15 protein-coding genes are annotated in these 18,968 nt (G+C 73.5%); 6 read left to right on the top strand and 9 right to left on the bottom strand.

Going from position 1 to position 18,968, the window contains the following annotated elements:
- The first annotated feature begins 37 nt into the window (after positions 1-37).
- From O7625_RS15090 to O7625_RS15075, 4 genes are all read left to right on the top strand, one after another.
- Positions 38-625: a PadR family transcriptional regulator gene (locus O7625_RS15090; protein WP_282346629.1), complete on the top strand. Its 588-nt coding sequence runs from the start codon at positions 38-40 to the stop codon at positions 623-625.
- Positions 622-1,356, top strand: coding sequence for an ABC transporter ATP-binding protein (locus tag O7625_RS15085; RefSeq protein ID WP_067304973.1), 735 nt, complete (start codon positions 622-624; stop codon positions 1,354-1,356). The genes O7625_RS15090 and O7625_RS15085 overlap by 4 nt, the downstream gene beginning before the upstream one ends.
- Positions 1,353-4,094, top strand: coding sequence for an ABC transporter permease (locus O7625_RS15080; protein ID WP_282346628.1), 2,742 nt, complete (start codon positions 1,353-1,355; stop codon positions 4,092-4,094). The genes O7625_RS15085 and O7625_RS15080 overlap by 4 nt, the downstream gene beginning before the upstream one ends.
- 85 nt (positions 4,095-4,179) lie before the next feature.
- Positions 4,180-4,659 (top strand): nitroreductase family deazaflavin-dependent oxidoreductase, encoded by a 480-nt coding sequence (locus tag O7625_RS15075; protein ID WP_282346626.1) that lies wholly within the window; start codon positions 4,180-4,182, stop codon positions 4,657-4,659.
- A 27-nt stretch (positions 4,660-4,686) separates the two neighbouring features.
- Here O7625_RS15075 and O7625_RS15070 read toward each other — a convergent pair whose 3' ends face one another.
- Positions 4,687-5,403 carry a VIT1/CCC1 transporter family protein gene (locus O7625_RS15070; RefSeq protein WP_067304964.1) on the bottom strand — a complete coding sequence of 239 codons (717 nt, stop codon included), beginning with the start codon at positions 5,401-5,403 and terminating at the stop codon, positions 4,687-4,689.
- Positions 5,400-6,257 (bottom strand): type I methionyl aminopeptidase, encoded by an 858-nt coding sequence (gene map, locus O7625_RS15065; RefSeq protein ID WP_282346623.1) that lies wholly within the window; start codon positions 6,255-6,257, stop codon positions 5,400-5,402. Before map ends, O7625_RS15070 begins: the two co-directional genes overlap by 4 nt.
- A gap of 27 nt (positions 6,258-6,284) precedes the next feature.
- On the opposite strand from map, the gene O7625_RS15060 reads away from it, so the two are divergent.
- Positions 6,285-6,656 (top strand): STAS domain-containing protein, encoded by a 372-nt coding sequence (locus tag O7625_RS15060; RefSeq protein WP_282346621.1) that lies wholly within the window; start codon positions 6,285-6,287, stop codon positions 6,654-6,656.
- Positions 6,657-6,673: 17 nt separating this feature from the next.
- On the opposite strand, the gene O7625_RS15055 is transcribed toward O7625_RS15060, so the two are convergent.
- The 6 genes from O7625_RS15055 to O7625_RS15030 form a co-directional block, all read right to left on the bottom strand.
- A complete protein-coding gene (locus tag O7625_RS15055; RefSeq protein ID WP_282346955.1) occupies positions 6,674-10,225 on the bottom strand; it encodes a SpoIIE family protein phosphatase in 3,552 nt (1,183 codons plus the stop codon).
- Between the two features lie 405 nt (positions 10,226-10,630).
- Entirely contained in the window at positions 10,631-11,182 is a 552-nt protein-coding gene (locus O7625_RS15050) for a pyridoxamine 5'-phosphate oxidase family protein (RefSeq protein ID WP_282346620.1), read from the bottom strand.
- 186 nt (positions 11,183-11,368) lie between these two features.
- Positions 11,369-12,049 (bottom strand): gamma-glutamyl-gamma-aminobutyrate hydrolase family protein, encoded by a 681-nt coding sequence (locus O7625_RS15045; protein ID WP_282346954.1) that lies wholly within the window; start codon positions 12,047-12,049, stop codon positions 11,369-11,371.
- A 95-nt stretch (positions 12,050-12,144) separates the two neighbouring features.
- Complete coding sequence (locus O7625_RS15040; protein ID WP_067304953.1) at positions 12,145-12,912, bottom strand: 3-oxoacyl-ACP reductase; 768 nt, start codon at positions 12,910-12,912, stop codon at positions 12,145-12,147.
- 5 nt (positions 12,913-12,917) lie between these two features.
- Positions 12,918-14,264, bottom strand: coding sequence for an aldehyde dehydrogenase family protein (locus O7625_RS15035; protein WP_348774005.1), 1,347 nt, complete (start codon positions 14,262-14,264; stop codon positions 12,918-12,920).
- A 114-nt stretch (positions 14,265-14,378) separates the two neighbouring features.
- Positions 14,379-15,743 carry a glutamine synthetase family protein gene (locus O7625_RS15030; RefSeq protein ID WP_282346618.1) on the bottom strand — a complete coding sequence of 455 codons (1,365 nt, stop codon included), beginning with the start codon at positions 15,741-15,743 and terminating at the stop codon, positions 14,379-14,381.
- Positions 15,744-16,295: 552 nt separating this feature from the next.
- Between O7625_RS15030 and O7625_RS15025 the strand changes: the two genes are divergently transcribed.
- On the top strand, positions 16,296-16,844 hold the full coding sequence (locus O7625_RS15025) for a hypothetical protein (protein ID WP_157517491.1): 549 nt from the start codon (positions 16,296-16,298) through the stop codon (positions 16,842-16,844).
- A gap of 110 nt (positions 16,845-16,954) precedes the next feature.
- On the opposite strand, the gene O7625_RS15020 is transcribed toward O7625_RS15025, so the two are convergent.
- Complete coding sequence (locus O7625_RS15020; protein ID WP_282346617.1) at positions 16,955-18,571, bottom strand: amino acid permease; 1,617 nt, start codon at positions 18,569-18,571, stop codon at positions 16,955-16,957.
- Positions 18,572-18,968 lie beyond the last annotated feature (397 nt).

The raw sequence follows: 18,968 nt of genomic DNA, 5'->3' as shown, positions 1-18,968 counted from the left end.
TTGCGCTGCGCATACGGGGTATGCATACTCCGTTGCCATGTCCATCCGTCACGGCCTGCTCGCCCTGCTCGAGCGTGGCCAGATGTACGGCTACCAGCTCCGCGCCTCCTTCGAGGAGTCGACCGGCTCGACCTGGCCGTTGAACATCGGTCAGGTCTACACCACCCTCAACCGGCTGGAACGCGACGGCCTGGTCCGTTCGCTGCCCGAGCACGAGGGCGGCCAGCGGCCGTACGAGATCACCGACGCCGGACGGGCGGACCTGGCGCTGTGGTTCGTCACCCCGATCAGCCGCACCGACCGGCCCCGCGACGAGCTCTCCATCAAGCTGGCCCTGGCGCTGACCACCCCCGGGGTGGACGTCCGGGCCGTGGTGCAGACCCAGCGCAGCGCGACCATGCGTACCCTCCAGGAGTTGACCCGGTTGAAGTACACCAGCGACCGGCCGGAGGACCTGCCCTGGCGGTTGGTGCTGGACGCGATGATGTTCCAGGCCGAGGCGGAGGTCCGCTGGCTGGACCACTGCGAGACCAGCCTGGTCCGGCACCGACCCACGGCGCCGACGACCCGCACCGGGTCACCGCCGGAGGTGGTGGACCGGGCCGACGAGGAGGCCCACCGGTGACCGGTTCCGACTGCGCGGTGCTCGAACTCCGCGACGTGCACCGTACCCACGGCGGCGGCGCGGCGGCGGTCCACGCGTTGCGCGGGGTGAGCATCACCGTGCGTCCGGGTGAGCTGGTGGCCGTGATGGGGCCGTCCGGTTCGGGCAAGTCGACCCTGCTCACCCTGGCCGGCGGGCTGGACCGGCCGACCGCCGGGGAGGTGCTGGTCGAGGGGGAGCCGCTCGGCCGGCTGGACGGGCGACGACTGGCCCGGCTGCGCCGCCGCCGGATCGGCTACGTCTTCCAGGACCTGAACCTGCTCGGCAGCCTCACCGCCGCCGAGAACGTCGCGCTCCCCCTGGAACTCGACGGGGTGGGGGTACGACCGGCCCGGCGGGCGGCGCTGGAGGCGCTGGAGGAGGTCGGCCTGACCGGGCTCGGCGGGCGCTTCCCCGACCAGATGTCCGGCGGTCAGCAGCAGCGGGTGGCGATCGCCCGCGCGCTGGTCGGCCAGCGGCGGCTGGTGTTGGCCGACGAGCCGACCGGAGCGCTGGACTCGCAGACCGGGGAGGCCGTGCTGCACCTGTTGCGCCGCCGGGTCGACGCGGGCGCGGCCGGTGTGCTGGTGACCCACGAGGCCCGGCACGCGGGCTGGGCGGACCGGGTGGTCTTCCTCCGCGACGGCCGCATGGTCGACTCGACCGCGCCGCTGACCGGGGTCGAGCACCTCCTCTCGGGCATCGGCCGGTGAGCCGACCGCCCCGCCCCGAACGGTCCGGGCGGCTCGGCGAGGCGGTCGGGTCCTGGCGGGCGGCGCTGCGGATCGCCCGGCGGGAGGCCCGCCGGGCGCGGGGGCGTACCGCGCTGGTGCTGGCGATGATCGCGCTGCCGGTGCTGGCGTTGAGTTTCGTGGCGGTCAGCTACGACATGGCCGCCCTCACCCGGGCGGAGAGTTTCGACCACCGGGTCGGTGACGCCGACGTGGAGCTGCGCTGGTTGTCGGAGAATCCCCTGCATCAGGACACCTGGGGCGAATCGACCTGGCCCCGGCAGGGTGAGCAGGTGGACCGGGAGCGGCCGGTGGACCGCCGGGAGATCGAGACGTTGCTCCCCGCCGGCAGCCGGATCAGCCGGATCCTCTGGTGGGTGCCGTTCGAGGTCCGGATCGGTGACCGCACCGAGACGATGGACGGGCGGGTGCTGGACTTCACCGACCCGCTGGCCCGCTCGACGGTGCTGCTGCGGGCCGGTCGGGCGCCGACCGCCCCCGACGAGGTGGCGGTCAGCAGGCGGGCCGCCGCCCGGCTGGGCGTACGGGTCGGTGGGACGGTCGCCCCGGCCGACGGTTCCGGCCGGTGGCGGGTGGTCGGCGTGGTGGAGTTCCCCAGCCAACTCGGCGAGGTGGTCGCGGTGGCCCCGGGCGGGCTCCCCCGCCTCGGCCCGGGCCACGAAGAGAGCTGGCTGGTCGACCTCCCCGGCACGCTGGACACCGCCCTGGTGGACCGGCTCAACGCGCACGGCGTCATGGTCCGCGCCCGCACCGCGGTGCCCGGCGGGCAGCCGCCCGGCGGGGGGCCCGAGCGCGTCACGCTGCCCGATCCGGTGGCGGCGAGCAACTCGGTGCTCGTCGGTGGGCTCGGCCTGTTGGAGGTCGTCCTGCTGGTCGGCCCGGCCTTCGCGGTCGGGGTCCGCCGCCGCCGACGGGATCTGGCGCTGGTCGCGGTGGCCGGCGGTGACCCGGTGCACCTGCGCCGGATCGTGCTCGCCGACGGGGTGGTGCTCGGTGGCCTCGGCGCGGTGCTCGGGCTGCTGCTCGGGGTCACCGCCGCGGTCCTCGGCCGGTCGCTGGTCGAGGAGTACGTCATGGGCGAGCGGGGCGGTGGCTACCGGTTCTTCCCGGCGGCGCTCGCCGCGATCACCGGGGTGGCGGTGCTGGCCGGGGTGCTGGCCGCGCTCGCCCCGGCGCTGGCCGCCGCCCGGCAGGACGTGGTGGCCGGGTTGGCGGGCCGCCGGTCGGTGCCACCGCACCGGCGGCGCTGGCTGGTCCTCGGCGTGGCGCTCACCGCGCTGGGGGCCGGGGCCGCCGCGCTCGGTGCCGGCCACGGCGACACCCCGGTGCTGCTCGCCGGCCTGGTCCTGGGCGAGTTGGGCCTGGTCTTCGCCACTCCGACGCTGATCGGGCTGCTCGCCCACCTCGGCCGACTGCTGCCCCCGGCACCCCGGATCGCGTTGCGCGACGCCAGCCGCAACCGTTCCTCGGCCGCGCCGGCCATCTCGGCGGTGATGGCCGCCGTCGCCGGCAGCGTCGCGCTCGGCGTCTACGTGGCCAGTGACGACGCCCGGAACCGGGCCGAGTGGCAGCCGGGCATGCCACCGGGTCGGGTGCTGCTGGTGCGGGCGGACCGCGAGGGCACCGGCCCGCTGCCCCCGCTGCCGCTGGTCACCGAGCGGATCCGGGCCGAGCTGGGCACCGACGCGGTGTTGCCGCTGGCCGTCCCCGAATGCGTCGACCAGACGCCGGACGGGTACTGCTCGGTGACGTCGGTGCTGCCGGCGGAGCGGGTCTGCCCGTACGAGGCGAGGGAGTACCGCTCGGCGGAGATCCGCCGGCAGGCGCTGGCCGACCCGCGCTGCGCCGCGCCGGCCCGGGCGGTGAACGGCTCCTACCTGCCCACCCTGGTCGACGACGGAGCCGCCCTGAGGGTGCTCAGCGGTGCCCCGCCGGAGGAGGTGGCGGCGGCGGGCGCCGTGCTGCGCGCCGGTGGCGTGGTGGTGACCGACCCCCGGTACCTCGTCGAGGGTCGGGTGGTCGTCCGGGTCGACCGTCCGGCGGGTGGTTCCCGGCCGTCGAAGGTGTCCACCGTCACCCTCCCCGGACACCTGCTGCGCGGCGGGCTGCCGGTCGACCGGCTGGTGCTCTCCCCGGCTGCCGCCGGTCAGGCGGGCCTGACCGCCCGGCCCTTCGGCTATGCCGTCGACACCGCCACCGCGCCGTCCGCCGCCCAGCTCGACCGGGTGGTGACCGCCCTGCGGCCGGTGTTGCCGGTGTCGGTGGAGGTAGAGCGGGCCCCACCGGCTTCCGCGCAGCGGCCGCTGCTGCTGTTGCTGGCCGCCGCCGCCGGGGTGATCACGGTCGGTGCCGCCGGGGTGGCCACCGGGCTCGCCGCGGCGGAGGGCCGCCGGGACCTGTCCACGCTGGCCGCGGTGGGGGCCAGTCCCCGGGTACGCCGGGTGCTCTCGCTCTGCCAGGCGGGGGTGATCGCCGGGGTGGGTTCGGTGCTCGGCATCGCCGCCGGGCTCGGCTCCGCGTTGATCATCCTGACCGCGATCAACCGGCAGTACGCCCAGACCTGGCCGGTCGAGTCGCCGTACCCGGTGGTGGTGCCCTGGCAGACCCTCGGCGTGCTGGTGGTGGTGCCGTTGGTGGCCATGCTCGGTGCGGGTCTGTTCACCAGGTCCCGTCTCGCGGTCGAACGCCGACTGGACTGACGGTGCGGCCGGCCTGGTCGGTCCGTCGGTGCCGGGAGGGGATCCGGTGGGTGCGGATACGGGTCCGACCAGGCAGACTGGCCCGGTGCCCGTCATCGGAAGCCTCACCCGTCGGCTCGGTCACCACGAGTGGTTCGGCACCGCCATGCGCCTGCTGGTCCCCGCCGACCGGCTGGTCGGCCGGCTCACCCGCGGCCGGGTGGTCGCGTTGGGGCTGGTCCCGTCGCTGATCATCACCACCACCGGGCACCGGTCCGGGCTGCCGCGCAGCAATCCCCTGCTCTACGTGCCGGACGGCGAGGGTTTCGTGGTGATCGGCTCCAACTGGGGTCAGCGCCAGCAGCCGGGGTGGGCGTTGAACCTGCTCGCCCGGCCGCAGGGGGAGGTGACCGTCAAGGGTCGTCGGCTCGCCGTCCGGGCCGACCGGGCCACCGGGGCGGAGCGGGAACGACTCTGGCAGCTCCTGGTCACCGAGTGGCCGGCCTACCGGACGTACGTGCAGCGGGCCGGCGGCCGGGAGATCCACATCTTCCGGTTGGTCCCGACCGGTCCGGCCCAACCGTGAACGGCCCGGCCGTGACCGCGCCGGCCGTCAGCCGAGGCCGCCCTGGACGCCGATCAGCATGCCGACGAGGTACGTCGCTCCGGCCGCCGCCGCGCCGAGCAGGAGCTGACGCAGCCCGCCGGACCACCACGGGCGACCGGTGAACCGGGCCACCACCGCCCCGGCCGCGAAGAGCCCCACCCCGCCGATGGCGAGCGCCAGCACCAGGCTGGTCGAGCCGAGCAGGTAGCTCAGCAGCGGGATCAGCGCGCCGACGGAGAAGCAGAGGAACGACGAGACGGCCGCCGCCCAGGGGCTGGGCTGTTCGTCGGGGTCGACGCCCAGCTCCTCCCGGACGTGCACCCGCAGCGCCTCCTCCGGGTTGCGGCGTACCGCCTCGGCGACCTGGGTGGCCAGGTCGCGGGGCAGGCCCCGGGCCACCCAGGCGTCGGCCAGCTCGCGGGCCTCCGCCTCCGGGTGGCGTTCCAGCTCCCGGCGTTCCTTGGCCACCTCGGCGGCGACCTGCTCGTTGGCCGAGCGGACGCTGGTGTACTCGCCCAGCCCCATCGAGATGGCGCCGGCGACCAGGCCGGCGGTGCCGGTCAACACGATGCTGTGCGCCGACACCCCGCCGCCGCCGACCCCGGCGATCAGGGCGATGTTGGTGACCAGCCCGTCCATCGCGCCGAATACGGCCGGCCGGAGCCAGCCGCCGGACACGTCCGCGTGGTGCGCCTCGCGCAGCGCCGCCGGGGTCTCGGTCACGGCAGGGTGAGGATCTCGTGGCCGTCGTCGGTGACGACGATGGTGTGTTCGAACTGGGCGGTCCACTTCCGGTCCTTGGTGACGACCGTCCAGCCGTCGTCCCACGTGTCGTACTGGTAGGTGCCGAGGGTGATCATCGGCTCGACGGTGAAGGTCATCCCCGGTTCCATGATGTCGGTGGGGCGGGGGCTGTCGTAGTGCGGCACGTAGAGGCCGCTGTGGAACGCCTCGCCGATGCCGTGGCCGGTGAAGTCGCGGACCACCCCGTAGCCGAAGCGCTTGGCGTACGACTCGATGACCCGGCCGATCACGTTGATCTGCCGGCCGGGGCGGACCGCCCGGATGCCGCGCATCATCGCCTCGTGGGTGCGGTCGACCAGCAGCCGGGCCTCCTCGCTCACCTCGCCCACGCAGAAGGTGGCATCGGTGTCGCCGTGCACCCCGTCGAGGTACGCGGTGACGTCGACGTTGACGATGTCGCCGTCGACGAGCTCGGTGGAGTCGGGGATGCCGTGGCAGATGACCTCGTTGATGCTGGTGCAGCAGGACTTGGGGAAGCCCCGGTAGCCGAGGGTGGAGGGGTAGGCCCCGTGGTCGACGAGGAACTCGTGCACCACCCGGTCGATCTCGTCGGTGGTCACCCCGGGCTTGCAGTGCTCCCCGGCGAGCTGGGTGGCCTGGGCCGCCAGCCGGCCGGCGACCCGCATCTTCGCGATGGTCTCCGCGGTCTGCACGTGGGAGCCGCGCCACTGCTGCGGTTGCTTCCTGCCCACGTACTCCGGTCGGGCGATGTGGCCCGGAACCGCTCGCCACGGGGAGAGCGTGCCGGGGGTGAGCGGGGCACGGACGGTCATGACGACAGCCTATCTCCGGGCACCCGCATGATCCCCGGCACGGCGGTTGTTGCCGGCACCACCGGGCTGTGCCATTGTGGCTGCGTGGATCTAGGGGGCGCACCTCCCGTGTTCTCCGCGTGCGCGGAGGTCGCCGGTGACCACGCCCGCGTCACGGTGACCGGTGAGGTCGACATGGCCACCGCCGACACCATGATCCAGACCGCGCTGCGGGAGCCGGCCCGGCAGCTCACGCTGGACCTGCGCGCCGTCACCTTCTTCGACTCGGCCGCCATCCACGCGGTGGTCCAGCTCGCCCAGCGGTTCCCGGGCACCCTGACCGTGCTCCCGTCCCGTCAGGTCAGACGGGTGTTGGAGATCTCCGGCCTCGGCGAGCAGGGCTGGCTCGACCCGGCCTGACCCCGCGCCGGCCCGGCTCAGTCGGTCAGCCGGCGGCGCAGCGACACCTCCGTGCCCTCCCCGGTGCGCCGTACCGTCAGCTCGCCCAGCGCCTCGATCAGGGCGAGTCCCCGGCCCCGGAAGCCCGCCCCGGTCGACTCCCGCCAGCGGCCGGTGTCGCGCACCGTCGCCACCACCGTGCGGTCGACGATCGACACCTCGACGGCGATGGTCGGCTGGACCGGCGCGACCGGGTGCTCGATGGCGTTGGCGGCGGCCTCGGAGACGGCGACGGTCAGGTCGAACAGGTCGTTCTCGGCCACCCCGTGGGCGACCAGGAAGTCCTCCAGCCGCTTGCGCAGCACGCTGAGCCGGGTCGGGTCGGCGGGCAGCCGCAGCGCGAACCGGTTCGGCTCGGCGGCCTCCAGCGCCAGCACCGCGACGTCGTCGTGCCGGGTGCGCCCGTCGACCCGCGCCACCACGGCGTCCACCAAATCGGCGACGTGCTCGCCGCCGGTGCCGGCGTCCACCCGAAGCTGGGCCAGGGCGGCGTCGATGCCGGCGTGCCGGTCCTCGATCAGCCCGTCGGTGTAGAGCAGCAGCCGGCCACCGGGGGCGAGTTCACCCCCGGCCGTCCGGTAGTCGGTGCCGGCGATCGCGCCGATCGGCGGTCCGAGCGCCCGTTCGTGCAGGAAGGCCACGTCGTCTCCTCGGATCAGCAGGGGGGACGGATGACCGGCGCTGGCGTACCGCAGCCGGCCGGTGTGCGGGGAGAAGGAGAGGCAGAACACGGTGGCGAACGACTGCCGCTCGGTCGAGCCGACCAGCCGGTTCAGCCGGGTCAACGCCTGCCCCGGGTCGTACCCCTCCAGCAGGTACGCCCGCAGGCCGTTGCGGAGCTGGCCCATCGCGGCGGCGGCCCGCACCCCCTTGCCCACCACGTCGCCGATGACGAGCACCACCTCGTCGTCGCCGATGCCGATCACGTCGTACCAGTCGCCGCCGACCTCGACGTCGGTGCTGCCGGGCAGGTAGCGGCTGGCCACCACCGCGCCGGGGAGCTGGGGCAACGAGCGGGGCAGCAGGCTGTGCTGGAGGGTGGTGGCGATCCGGTGCTCGGCCTCGTAGAGCTGGGCGTTCTCCAGCCGTACCCCGACCAGCCGGGCCAGTTCCGCGACGGCGGCCTGGTCGGTGCCGTCGCCCTCGCGCCGCCAGACCCGCAGCTCGCCGAGCTGCGCGCCGGCGGTGCCGGTCAGCGACAGCACCTGGGACGGCTGGTCGGGGGCGGTGCCGCCGCCGTCGGCCTCGTGCCGCGCGCCGGTGGTCGTGGTGACCACCACCCGGGCCGCCTCGGCCAGGTGCAGGGCGTGCCGGGCCGCGACCTGGACCACCTCGGCGGTCGACTTCGCGGTGTTCACCGCCACGGCGGCGTCGGCGAGCGCCCGCAGTCGGCGGATGATCTGCCCACGGAGCTGGCCCAGCTCGACGTTGGCCCGGACCCGGGCGATCAGCTCCGCGCCGGAGAAGGGCTTGGTCAGGTAGTCGTCGGCGCCGACCGCGAGGCCGGCGACCGCCTCGGCGGAACCGGCCCGTGCGGAGAGCAGCACGATCGGCACGTGCCGGGTACGCCGGTCCGCCCGCAGCGCGGTGACCAGGCCGAAGCCGTCCAACCGGGGCATCATCACGTCGGTGAGCACCAGGTCGAACGGGCTCGCGGTGGCCTCCCGGAGGGCCACCGCGCCGTCCGGGACGGCCACCACCTCGTACTCGGGGCCGAGCAGTCGGGTGACGTGTTCGCGCAGGTCGGCGTTGTCGTCGGCGAGCAGGACCCGGCCCGCCCGCCCGGTGCCGCCGCCCGCCGGGGCGGCCGGCCCGCCGTCGGTCCACAGGGCGGTCTCCGCGACATAGAGCGGCGCCTGCGGCGACTCGGCGGTGGGCAGCGGCGTCGCCTCGGCGACCCGGTCGGCGGGCAGGTGCGCGGAGCCGAACGGCACGGTCACCGTGAACCTGGTGCCCTGGTCGACCCGGCTCGCGGCGGCCACCGTGCCGCCGTGCATCTCGACCAGCTCACGGACCAGGGCCAGGCCGATCCCGGTGCCCTCGTGGCTACGCGACCGCGCCCCCGGCACCCGGTGGAACCGCTCGAAGACGTGCGGGAGCTCCTCGGCGACGATGCCCACCCCGGTGTCGGACACCTCCAGCCGGGCCGCGTCGTCCGCCGCGACCAGCCGGACCCGGATCTCACCCTCGAAGGTGAACTTCAGCGCGTTGGAGAGCAGGTTGAGGACGATCTTCTCCCACATGTCCCGGTCCAGGAAGACCGGCGCGGGCAGCGGCGGGCAGTCCACCACCAGCCGCAGCCCGGCCCGCTCGGTCGCGGAGCGGAAGGTGCTGGCCAGCCGGGCGGTGTACGCGGCGAGGTCGGTGGGCTGGTAGTGGGCGGCCAGCCGGCCGGACTCCAGCCGGGAGAAGTCGAGCACCGTGTTGACCAGCTTGAGCAGGCGCAGCGCGTTGCGGTGCATCACGGTCAGCCGGTCGAGGTGCGCCGGCGGCAGCGCCGGATCGGCCAGCATGTCCTCCAGCGGGCCGAGCACCAGGGTCAGCGGGGTCCGGAACTCGTGGCTGACGTTGGCGAAGAAGTTGGTCTTGGCGCGGTCCAGCGCGGCCAGCTCGGCCGCGCGGGCCCGCTCCTGCTCGTAGACCCGCTGCTGGCCGACCACCCGGGAGACCTGGGCGGCGATCAGGCCCACGAAGTCGCGGTACTCGTCGTTGAACGGCAGCCGGGCGGAGAGGCCGACCACCAGCACCCCGGCCGGCTCACTGGTGGCGGTGAGCGGCAGCGCCAGGGCCTGCCCGGCGACGCCCTCGGGCACCTCGCCGCACAGCTCGGCCACGTCGATCCGGGCGGCCACCCCACCGGCGGCGACCCGGGACAGCACGCTCGGCAGCTCGGCCGGCACCCGGTCCGGGTCGACACCGCTGGCTCCGGTCAGCACCGGGCGGCCGGTCTCGTCGGTCAGGTGGACCAGGGCGAAGGGGACGTCGTCCCGGTGCCCGTCCAGCACACCCGCCGTCGCCTGCCCCAGCTCCGCCATGCTGCCCGCCGCGCCGAGCCGGGAGCCGAGTTCGGCCAGCGCCCGCAACCGTCGTTCGCCGAGAACCCGGCCGGTGGTCTCGTTGACGAAGCAGAACACCCCGTTGACGCCGCCGTCAGCGTCCCGGATCGGGTCGTAGGAGATGTCGAAGTAGACCTGCTCGACGAAGCCGTGCCGGTCGAGCAGGAACGGATGGTCCTCGCCCCGGTACGCCTCCCCGGTGCGGCGCACCCCGTCCAGCAGCGGGCCGAGCACGTCCCAGGTCTCCGCCCAGTGCTCGGGGGCCGATCGGCCGAGCGCCTGCGGGTGCTTGTCGCCGATGGTCGGCCGGTAGGCGTCGTTGTAGAAGGCGAGCTGTTCAGGACCCCAGAACATCACGATCTGCGCCCGCGAGGAGAGCATCATGCCGACCGCGTGACACAGCGCCGACGGCCAGGTGTCCGGGGTGCCCAACGGGCTGGTCGACCAGTCGTGCGCGGCCAGCAGGCGGCCCATCTCGCCACCCGCGGCGAAGGACGCCGCCAGGGCCGGCGGCAGCCTCGGCAGGGCGGGCGACGCGGGGTCACCGGGCACGGTGCCCCCGGGCGGCGTCGAACTCCCGGACGGGGTGGCCTTACCGGACGGGGTGGCCCTGCCAGACGGGGGGGCGTCGGCAGCCGACAGGAAGGACGACCCTCGTCCCTCCTCGCCCCCATAGGACGAGCTCATCCGCGCCCCCTGCTCGGCCGGTCGTGCCCCCCAGTACGCCCCGGCTGACGCCGGCCGCGCCACGTGTTCTACCCCGACGGGTCAGAAACGTAACGCGGGGGTTCCGGCGGACGCTGGTAACCCGTGCCTCATCCTGCCGTCACTCTCCCGACGGCGCACGGCGGGAGCCCGTGGAGGGCGGGCGGACCGGCCTCAGAACACCGGCAGACCGTCGATGCTGGCGGCGTTCTTGGTCGCCCGGTAGGTGACCAGGTCGTCGGCGGTACGCCGGGAGTGTGACGTGAGCAACAGGTCCCGGTCGCCCCGGTAGTCCATCAGGGGCACCGCGAAGCCGCAGGAGTCGCTGACCCGCTCCACGGCCACGTCGATCACGGCCCGGACGGCGTGCAGGTCGGGCGGGTCGGGAAAGTCGGCCAGCAGGGCGGCGAAGCCCGGGTCGGTGACCGGGGTGGCGACGCCCCGGCCGTGCAGCCGGAGGATCTTCGGCGGGCCGTCGAAGGCGCAGAACATCAGCGTGATCCGCCCGTTGTCCCGCAGGTGGGCGATCGTCTCCGCCCCGCTGCCGTGGTAGTCCAGCCAGGCCACCCGGTGTGGACCGAGCACGACGAAGGTGCCGCGCATCCCCTTCGGCGAGACGTTGACGTGCCCCTCGGCGCCGCTGGGCGCGGTGGCCACGAAGAACATCGGCTGCGCCTCGACGAACTCCCGCAGTCGCCCGTCCAGCGCCGGATACACGGTCCCCATGCCGCCATCCTGCCGCCACCGACCGCATTCCGGGAACGCGCTTCCCAACAGATAGGAACAGTGTGACGGGGACCGCGCTGTCGTCGCCGACCGGGCGGCCGGACCGGGAACCGCCGGCATCACGGGCCGGGCGGCCGGACCGGGAACCGCCGACGTCGTAGGCCGGCCCGCCGGAACGCTCCGTGGTCAGCCTCCGCGGGCCGCCCGGACCAGGGCGGTCACCGGGCGCGGGTCGTCGTCGTTCTCCGGATGCCACTGCACCCCGAGCAAGAACCGCCGGGCCGGGTCCTCCACCGCCTCCACCACCCCGTCGTCGGCCCAGCCGGTGACGGTGAGGCCGCCCGGGTCGGCCACCCCCTGATGGTGGTACGAGTTGACCCGCTCCACCCCGGCCAGCACGGTCGCCGTCCGGCTCCCCGGGGCGAACCGCACCGGATGCGACCCGTACACCCCGGGGGCGGGGCGGTGCCGGTCGTGGCCCACCACGTCCGGCAGGTGCTGGTGCAGCGTCCCGCCGTACGCGACGGCCAGCAACTGCATGCCCCGGCACACCCCGAGCACCGGCAGGTCGGCGGCGAACGCGGCGGCCAGCAGGGCGGACTCCCCGGCGTCCCGGTCCGGCCGGGGTTCGGTGCGCGGGTCCACCGGCAGGCCGTAACGCTCCGGGCCGACGTCCGCGCCCCCGGCCAGCAGCAGCCCGTCGAGAACGTCGACCACCTCGGCGTCCAGGTCGTCCGGGGGCAGCACCACGGCCCGGCCCCCGGCGGCGGTCACCGAGCGGACGTACGCCTGCGGCACCAGCGACGCCGGGACGTCCCGCCAGACCGCCCAGCTCGCCGGCTCGACGTACCCGGTGATCCCGATCAGCGGACGTGCCCGCCGGCCGGTCCCCGCGGGCCGGAGCGCGCGGGCCGGCGGGTGGCCGGGGTGGTCGCCGACCGGGCCGGGCCGGGCGGAGCCGGTCACAGCGGGGTGACGTACGCGCCGGTGATGCCGCCGTCGACGACGAACTGCGCGGCGGTCATGAACGAGGCGTCGTCGCTGGCCAGGAAGGCCACCGCGGCGGCGATCTCCTCCGGTGCGCCGAACCGGCCCATCGGCACGTGCACCAGCCGGCGGGCGGCCCGCTCCGGGTCGGCGGCGAACAGCTCCATCAGCAGCGGGGTGGCGACCGGGCCGGGGCAGAGCGCGTTGACCCGGATGCCCTCCCGGGCGAACTGCACGCCCAGCTCCCGGGTCATCGCCAGCACCCCGCCCTTGCTCGCGGTGTACGCGATCTGCGAGGTGGCCGCCCCCATCAGCGCCACGAACGAGGCGGTGTTGATGATCGAGCCCTTGCCCTGCCGGCGCATGTGCCCGATCGCGTACTTGCAGCACAGGTAGACGCTGGTGGTGTTGACCCGCAGCACCCGCTCCCAGGCGTCCAGCCCGGTGTCGAGGATGGAGTCGTCGTCGGGCGGGGAGATGCCGGCGTTGTTGAACGCCACGTCGACCCGGCCGTGCCGCTCGACCACCCCGTCGAAGAGGCTCCGCACGGCCGCCTCGTCGGCGACGTCGGTGTGCACGTACTCCCCGCCGACCTCCTCGGCGGCCCGCCCGCCGGCCTCGTCGTCGATGTCGACGCAGACCACCCGGGCCCCCTCGGCGGCGAACCGCCGCACGGTGGCCAACCCGATTCCGCTGCCCGCTCCGGTCACCACGGCGACCCGGTCCTGTAGCCGACCCTGCACTGGCGTCACTCCTCCGTGCTGATGAAGACGTTCTTGACGTCGGTGAAGGCGTGCAGCGCGTCCGGACCCAGCTCACGGCCGAGCCCGGAACGCTTCATCCCACCGAACGGGGTCCAGTAGCGCACCGAGGAGTGCGAGTTGACACTGAGGTTGCCCGCCTCCACCGCGCGGGCCAGCCGTAGCGCCCGGCCGACGTCCCGGGTCCAGATCGAGCCGGACAGGCCGTACTCGGTGTCGTTGGCGAGCCGGACGGCGTCGGCCTCGTCGTCGAAGGGGAGCACCGAGACGACCGGCCCGAAGATCTCCTCCCGCCAGTGCCGGTCGGCCGGGGAGTCGGCGAGCAGCACCGTCGGGGCGTGCCAGAAGCCGGGGCCGTCGGGGCAGGTGCCGGTGAAGGCGACCGTCGCGCCGTCGAGGTAGCCGGCGACCCGGTCGCGGTGGGCGGCGGAGATCAGCGGCCCCATCTCGGCGGTCTCGGCGGCCGGGTCCTCCACCCGCAGCGCCCGGACCGCGGGTTCGAGCAGCTCCAGGAACCGGTCGTACACCGGACGCTGGACCAGGATCCGGGAGCGGGCGCAGCAGTCCTGGCCGGCGTTGTCGAACACGGCGTACGGCGCGGTGGCCGCCGCCTTCTCCAGGTCGGCGTCGGCGAAGACCAGGTTGGCGCTCTTGCCGCCCAGCTCCAGGGTGACCCGCTTCACCTGGGCGGCGCAGCCCGCCATGATCCGGGTGCCGACCTCGGTGGAGCCGGTGAAGCAGACCTTGCGCACGGCCGGGTGGGTGACGAACCGTTCGCCGACCACGTCGCCCCGACCGGGCAGCACGGTGAACACCCCGTCCGGCAGGCCGGCTTCGCGCCCCAGCTCAGCGAGCCGCAGCGCGGTCAGCGGGGTCAGCTCGGCGGGCTTGAGCACGACCGTGTTGCCGGCCGCCAGCGCGGGGGCGAAACCCCAGGCGGCGATGGGCATCGGGAAGTTCCACGGCACGATCACCCCGACCACGCCGAGCGGTTCGTGGAAGGTGACGTCCCAGCCGCCGGGCACCGGGATCTGCTGCCCGGTCAGCCGCTCCGGCGCCCCCGCGTAGTAGTCGAGCACGTCACGGACGTTGCCCGCCTCCCACCGTGCATTACCGATGGTGTGCCCGGAGTTGCGCACCTCCAACCGCGCCAACTCCTCCAGATGCGCGTCCACCAGCCCGGCAAACCGCCGCAGCACCCGCCCCCGCTCCCCCGGCGCAACCCCCCGCCACGACTCGAACGCAACAGCAGCCCGCCCGATCGCCCCATCCACCTCCCCCACCTCGACCCCCGCCACCTCCGCGACCACATCCCCCCTAGCCGGATCAACCACCCGCGTCACACCCCACCCCTTTCCCCGTCGATCATGGAGTTGTGGTGCCCCGCACAAGCCAGATACCGACACATATCACCCACCATAAGTCCAAGATCGACGCGGCAAGGGGGGTTAGAGGCGTTCGAAGCCACGGGTTAGTTCCCAGTCGGTTACGGCGGCGTCGAAGGCGGACAGCTCGACCTTCGCCATGTTGGTGTAGTGGGCGTGGACTTCTTCGCCGAAGGCGGTGCGGGCGATGTCGGAGCTTTCCCAGAGGGTGAGGGCGTCGCGGAGGGTGGGCGGGACGCGCTCGGCGGACGGGTCGTCGTAGGCGTTGCCGGTGCACTCGTCGGCCAGCTCCAGCTCCTGCTCGATGCCGTGCACGGCCCCGGCGACCAGGGCGGCGATCGCCAGGTACGGGTTGACGTCCGCGCCGGGCACCCGGTTCTCCACCCGCATCCCCTGCCCGTGGCCGACCAGCCGCAGCGCGCAGGTGCGGTTGTCGGTGCCCCAGCGCAGCGCGGTCGGCGCGAACGAGCCGGGCTGGTAGCGCTTGTAGGAGTTGATGTTGGGGGCGAACAGCAGGCTCATCTCCCGCATGGTGGCGAGCAGCCCAGCCAGCACCCGCTGCCCGGTGACGCTGAGCTGAGCCGGCCCGTCGCCGAGCATCGCCGAGCGGCCGTCGACGTCCCGCAGCGAGAAGTGGATGTGGCAGGAGTTGCCCTCCCGGGCGTTCGGCTTGGCCATGAAGGTGATCGACATGCCCTCCTGGGCGGCGATCTCCTTCGCCCCGTTCTTGTAGATCACGTGGTGGTCGGCGCAGGCCACCGCCTCGTCGTAGCGGAAGGCGATCTCGTGCTGGCCGAGGTTGCACTCGCCCTTGGCGCTCTCCGGGGTCAGCCCCGCACCGGCCATCTCGGTGCGGATGCGGCGCAGCAGCGGCTCCACCCGGGCGGTGCCGAGCAGCGAGTAGTCCACGTTGTACTGGTTGGCCGGGGTGAGGTCGCGGTAGCCGCGCTGCCAGGCCTCCTCGTACGAGTCGCGGTAGAGGACGAACTCCAGCTCGGTGCCGGCGTACGCGGTCAGCCCGTGGTCGGCCAGCCGGTCGAGCTGCCGGCGCAGGATCTGCCGGGGCGAGGCGACCACCGGGCCGGACCCGTCCAGCCACTCCAGGTCGGCCAGCAGCAGGGCGCTGCCCGGCTGCCACGGCATCCGGCGCAGGGTGGACAGGTCGGGGCGCATGGCGAAGTCGCCGTAGCCGCGTTCCCAGCTCGACATGGCGTACCCGTCGACGGTGTTCATGTCGACGTCCACGGCGAGCAGGTAGTTGCAGCCCTCGCTGCCGTTGGCGACCACCTGGTCGAGGAAGAACGGGGCGTGGAACCGTTTGCCCTGGAGGCGGCCCTGCATGTCGGTCAGGGCGAGCACCACCGTGTCGATCTCGCCGTCGGCGACGGCGACCCGGAGCTGTTCCAGCGTGAGCGGGGCTTTCCTCATCCGTGCGCCTCCATCACCAAGGTCTACCGGCCTAGCGGATCACCGTCAATGCCCCGTCCGGGCGTCCCGGCAAACCCGCTCCCGGGGTACGCCGTCCCGCTCCGGATCCCGTCGCCCGCCACTGCCGCCCGGGGTGTCCGGCGCGGTGGCTCCGGGCGGTCCCCGCGCCCGACGACCCGCCCGGCAGGTGGTGCGCTCCGGTGGCATCGATTACCACTGGGAATTGCCGGGGCGCACAACACCGGAAACAATTATCTCCGACCCGGGAAAGAACTGCGGCGACACGCCGTTCATCCATTCGGACAGACCCTCGGAACGGCTATCGCCAATCACACAGTGACCTTGCGGGAGCGCGGCCGCCTTGCCAGACTCTGACCAACCGGGTTCGGCATACCGCCTTTTCTCGAACGACCCGCCCCACTCCCCCGCCAACCACCTGCGCATGTGCGCGCCATGCGCCGGTGCGGCCTGCGGAGAAACGGCGCGTCCGCCGCACCCGACAGGAGTTCCGACCGCCCGAACCATTCCAGCACGACGCACAAAGGACACGTCATGACGAGAGCAATTCTGCGCGGCACGCCCCGATCCTTCGCCGCCATGGTGGCGACCGCCCTGTCCACCGTGCTGCTCGCGGTGGCCGCCCCGGCCCAGGCCGCACCCGCCGCCGGTGCCGAGTCGACCGGCCCGCTGTCCTCCCTCTCCGCCGGGACCATCGGCCGGCCGGCCGGCTCCGTCGGCACGCTCGCCTCGACCTCGGTGACGGGCACCGTCGGTTCCATCACCGTCACCTGCACGCTGACGCCGAGCACGCCGTTCGTCTACTACGGCGGCCCGTACGGTGGCGGCGAGGAGGGCCTGGCCACGGTGCGGTGCACCTACCCGGTCTACGCGATCCAGGTCGAGGTCGCCCTGTTCCGCTACGGCACCCAGGTCACCTACAACACGCACACCCTCTACAGCACCACCACGGCGAGCGCCGACACCGAGTACCCCCGGTCCACCGGGGAGTACAAGACCGGCGCGGACGCCTTCATCACCTGGAGCTACGGCGGCTCCACCAGCTTCGTCCCGCTGACCTTCAGCAACAGCATCTACCTCTGACGGTGCCCTGATCCGGCGCGGCAGGACACCCGCCGGCCCGACCGGGCGGCCCCTGGCCGAGGCCTCTCTCCGGAGGCCCCACCAGGGGCTGCCCGTGGTGCGGGGGGTCGTCAGGCCGGCTCGTCGGCCCGCGCGGGGTCCACCGCCGCGGGCGACCCCGGCGGGGGCAGGTCGACGGTCCGGCGGGGGCCGGTGAACCACTTCCGGGCCGAGGCGTACCACCAGATGCCCACCCCGAGCAGCACCCCACCGACGGCCAGCGGCGCGTAGTTCACCGCCGACCAGCTGAACTCCGCATTGCCGGGCACCCCGGCCGGCACGATCGGCAACACGAAGTAGACCGAGATGATCACGATCTCGATCACCGCGATCCAGCCGAACAGCTTGTACTTCCGGCCGAGGGTCCACGGCCCCGGCTGGAACCGGTCGCCGAGACGCAGCCGCAGCGCGATCGGGATGACGAAGGACAGGTAGAGGCCGATCACCGCCACCGACACCACCGCGTAGAAGGCGACCGGGACGCCGCCGCTCTGGTAGAGCGCCGGCAGGGTGAGCACCAGACCGGCCAGCGTCGCCCCGATGATCGCGTTGGCCGGGGTGCCGTTGCGGTCGACCTTGGACCACAGCCGCCAGCCCGGCACCGCCCGGTCGCGGCTGAACGCGTACGTCATCCGGCTCATCGAGGTCACGCAGCTCATCCCGCAGAAGAACTGCCCGATGGTGGAGATGATGATGACCGTCTTGAAGAAGAACGGCGTCAACGCGGACTCGAAGATCGCCCCGGAGAACCCGCCGGCCGCGTTGATCGCGTCCACGTCGGTGGCCGCGAACAGGAAGGCCAGCAGCAGGATCCAGCCACCCACCGCCGAATAGAAGATCGACCGCCACAGCCCCTTGGCGGCGGCCTGCGACGCTCCCCGGGTCTCCTCCGAGACGTGCGCGCAGGCGTCGAATCCGGTGATCGTGTACTGGGTGAGCAGGAAGCCCAGCGGCAGCACGTAGAACCAGAAGGTCAGCCCGCCGGTGTCGCCGTCACCGAAGCCCGAGTTGTTGAACCGCTCGGTGAACACGAACTGGAAGCTCTGGTGCTCATCCGGCACCAGCAGCAGGATGGCCACCACGGCGGCCGCGCCGGCCACGTGCCACCAGACCGACACGTTCTGGAGTACGTCGATGATCCGGTGCCCGAAGATGTTGATCAGCCCGTGCAGGGCCAGAATGATCACGAACAGGACGAACGCCTGCCGCAGCGTCCCCTCCCACCCGTCGAAGAGCGCCGACAGGGTGAGGTTGAGGAAGGTGGCACAGCCGTAGTCCACCGACGCGGTGACCGCGACCAGCCCGATCAGGTTGAGCCAGCCGGTGAACCAGCCGTGCACCGGCCGACCCATCTTCGCCGCCCACCAGTAGATCCCCCCGGCCGTCGGGTACGCCGACACCAGCTCGGCCAGGCAGAAACCGATGATCAGGATGAACAGCGAGATCAGCGGCCAGCCCCAGGAGATGGCGACCGGCCCGCCGTTGTTCCACGCCTGGCCGAACGTGGTGAAGCAACCGGCCAGGATCGAGATGATCGAGAACGAGATGGCAAAGTTGGAGAAGCCGCTCCACGTGCGGTGCAGCTCCTGCTGGTAGCCGAGTTCGGCGAGCCGTCGGGCGTCGTCGTCCGGCGGCGCGGTCGGCGGTTGCCCGGCGGTCGATTGTCCGTTGGTCGGCGGGGGCGTCATGGCCACAGCACACCTCCGTGAGGTGGTACCCGGTACCGCCCGGGTGGTCCCGGTACGAGTGCGCCCGAGTCTCGTCCCGCCGATCACCACGGTCAATCCGTCGCCGGTGCCGAACTCGTTACATCGCGCACCCCGGCCCGGCGGTAGCGGCATCCCCAGCCCGGCAATCCGGACGCCCGGCCCGGCAATGGAGACGTTCCCAGCCCAGGCGGGAGCGACGCCAGCCCAGGCGGGAGCGACGCCAGCCCAGGCGGGAGCGACGCCAGCCCAGGCGGGAGGGGCGTCCCAGCGGGGCAGTGGGGCGTCCCCAGCCGGCGGTAATCAGGTTGCCCCGAGCCGCGCACCGACGCATGCTTGAGCCCGTGACCAGGCCCGATCGCGACGGGCCGACGCCGGG

The sequence above is a fragment of the Micromonospora sp. WMMD714 genome (assembly GCF_029581315.1).
GTDB classification, from domain to species: Bacteria; Actinomycetota; Actinomycetes; order Mycobacteriales; family Micromonosporaceae; genus Micromonospora; species Micromonospora rifamycinica.
Note: the sequence above shows the minus strand (reverse complement) of the source record. Positions and strands in the feature narration are given on the sequence as shown.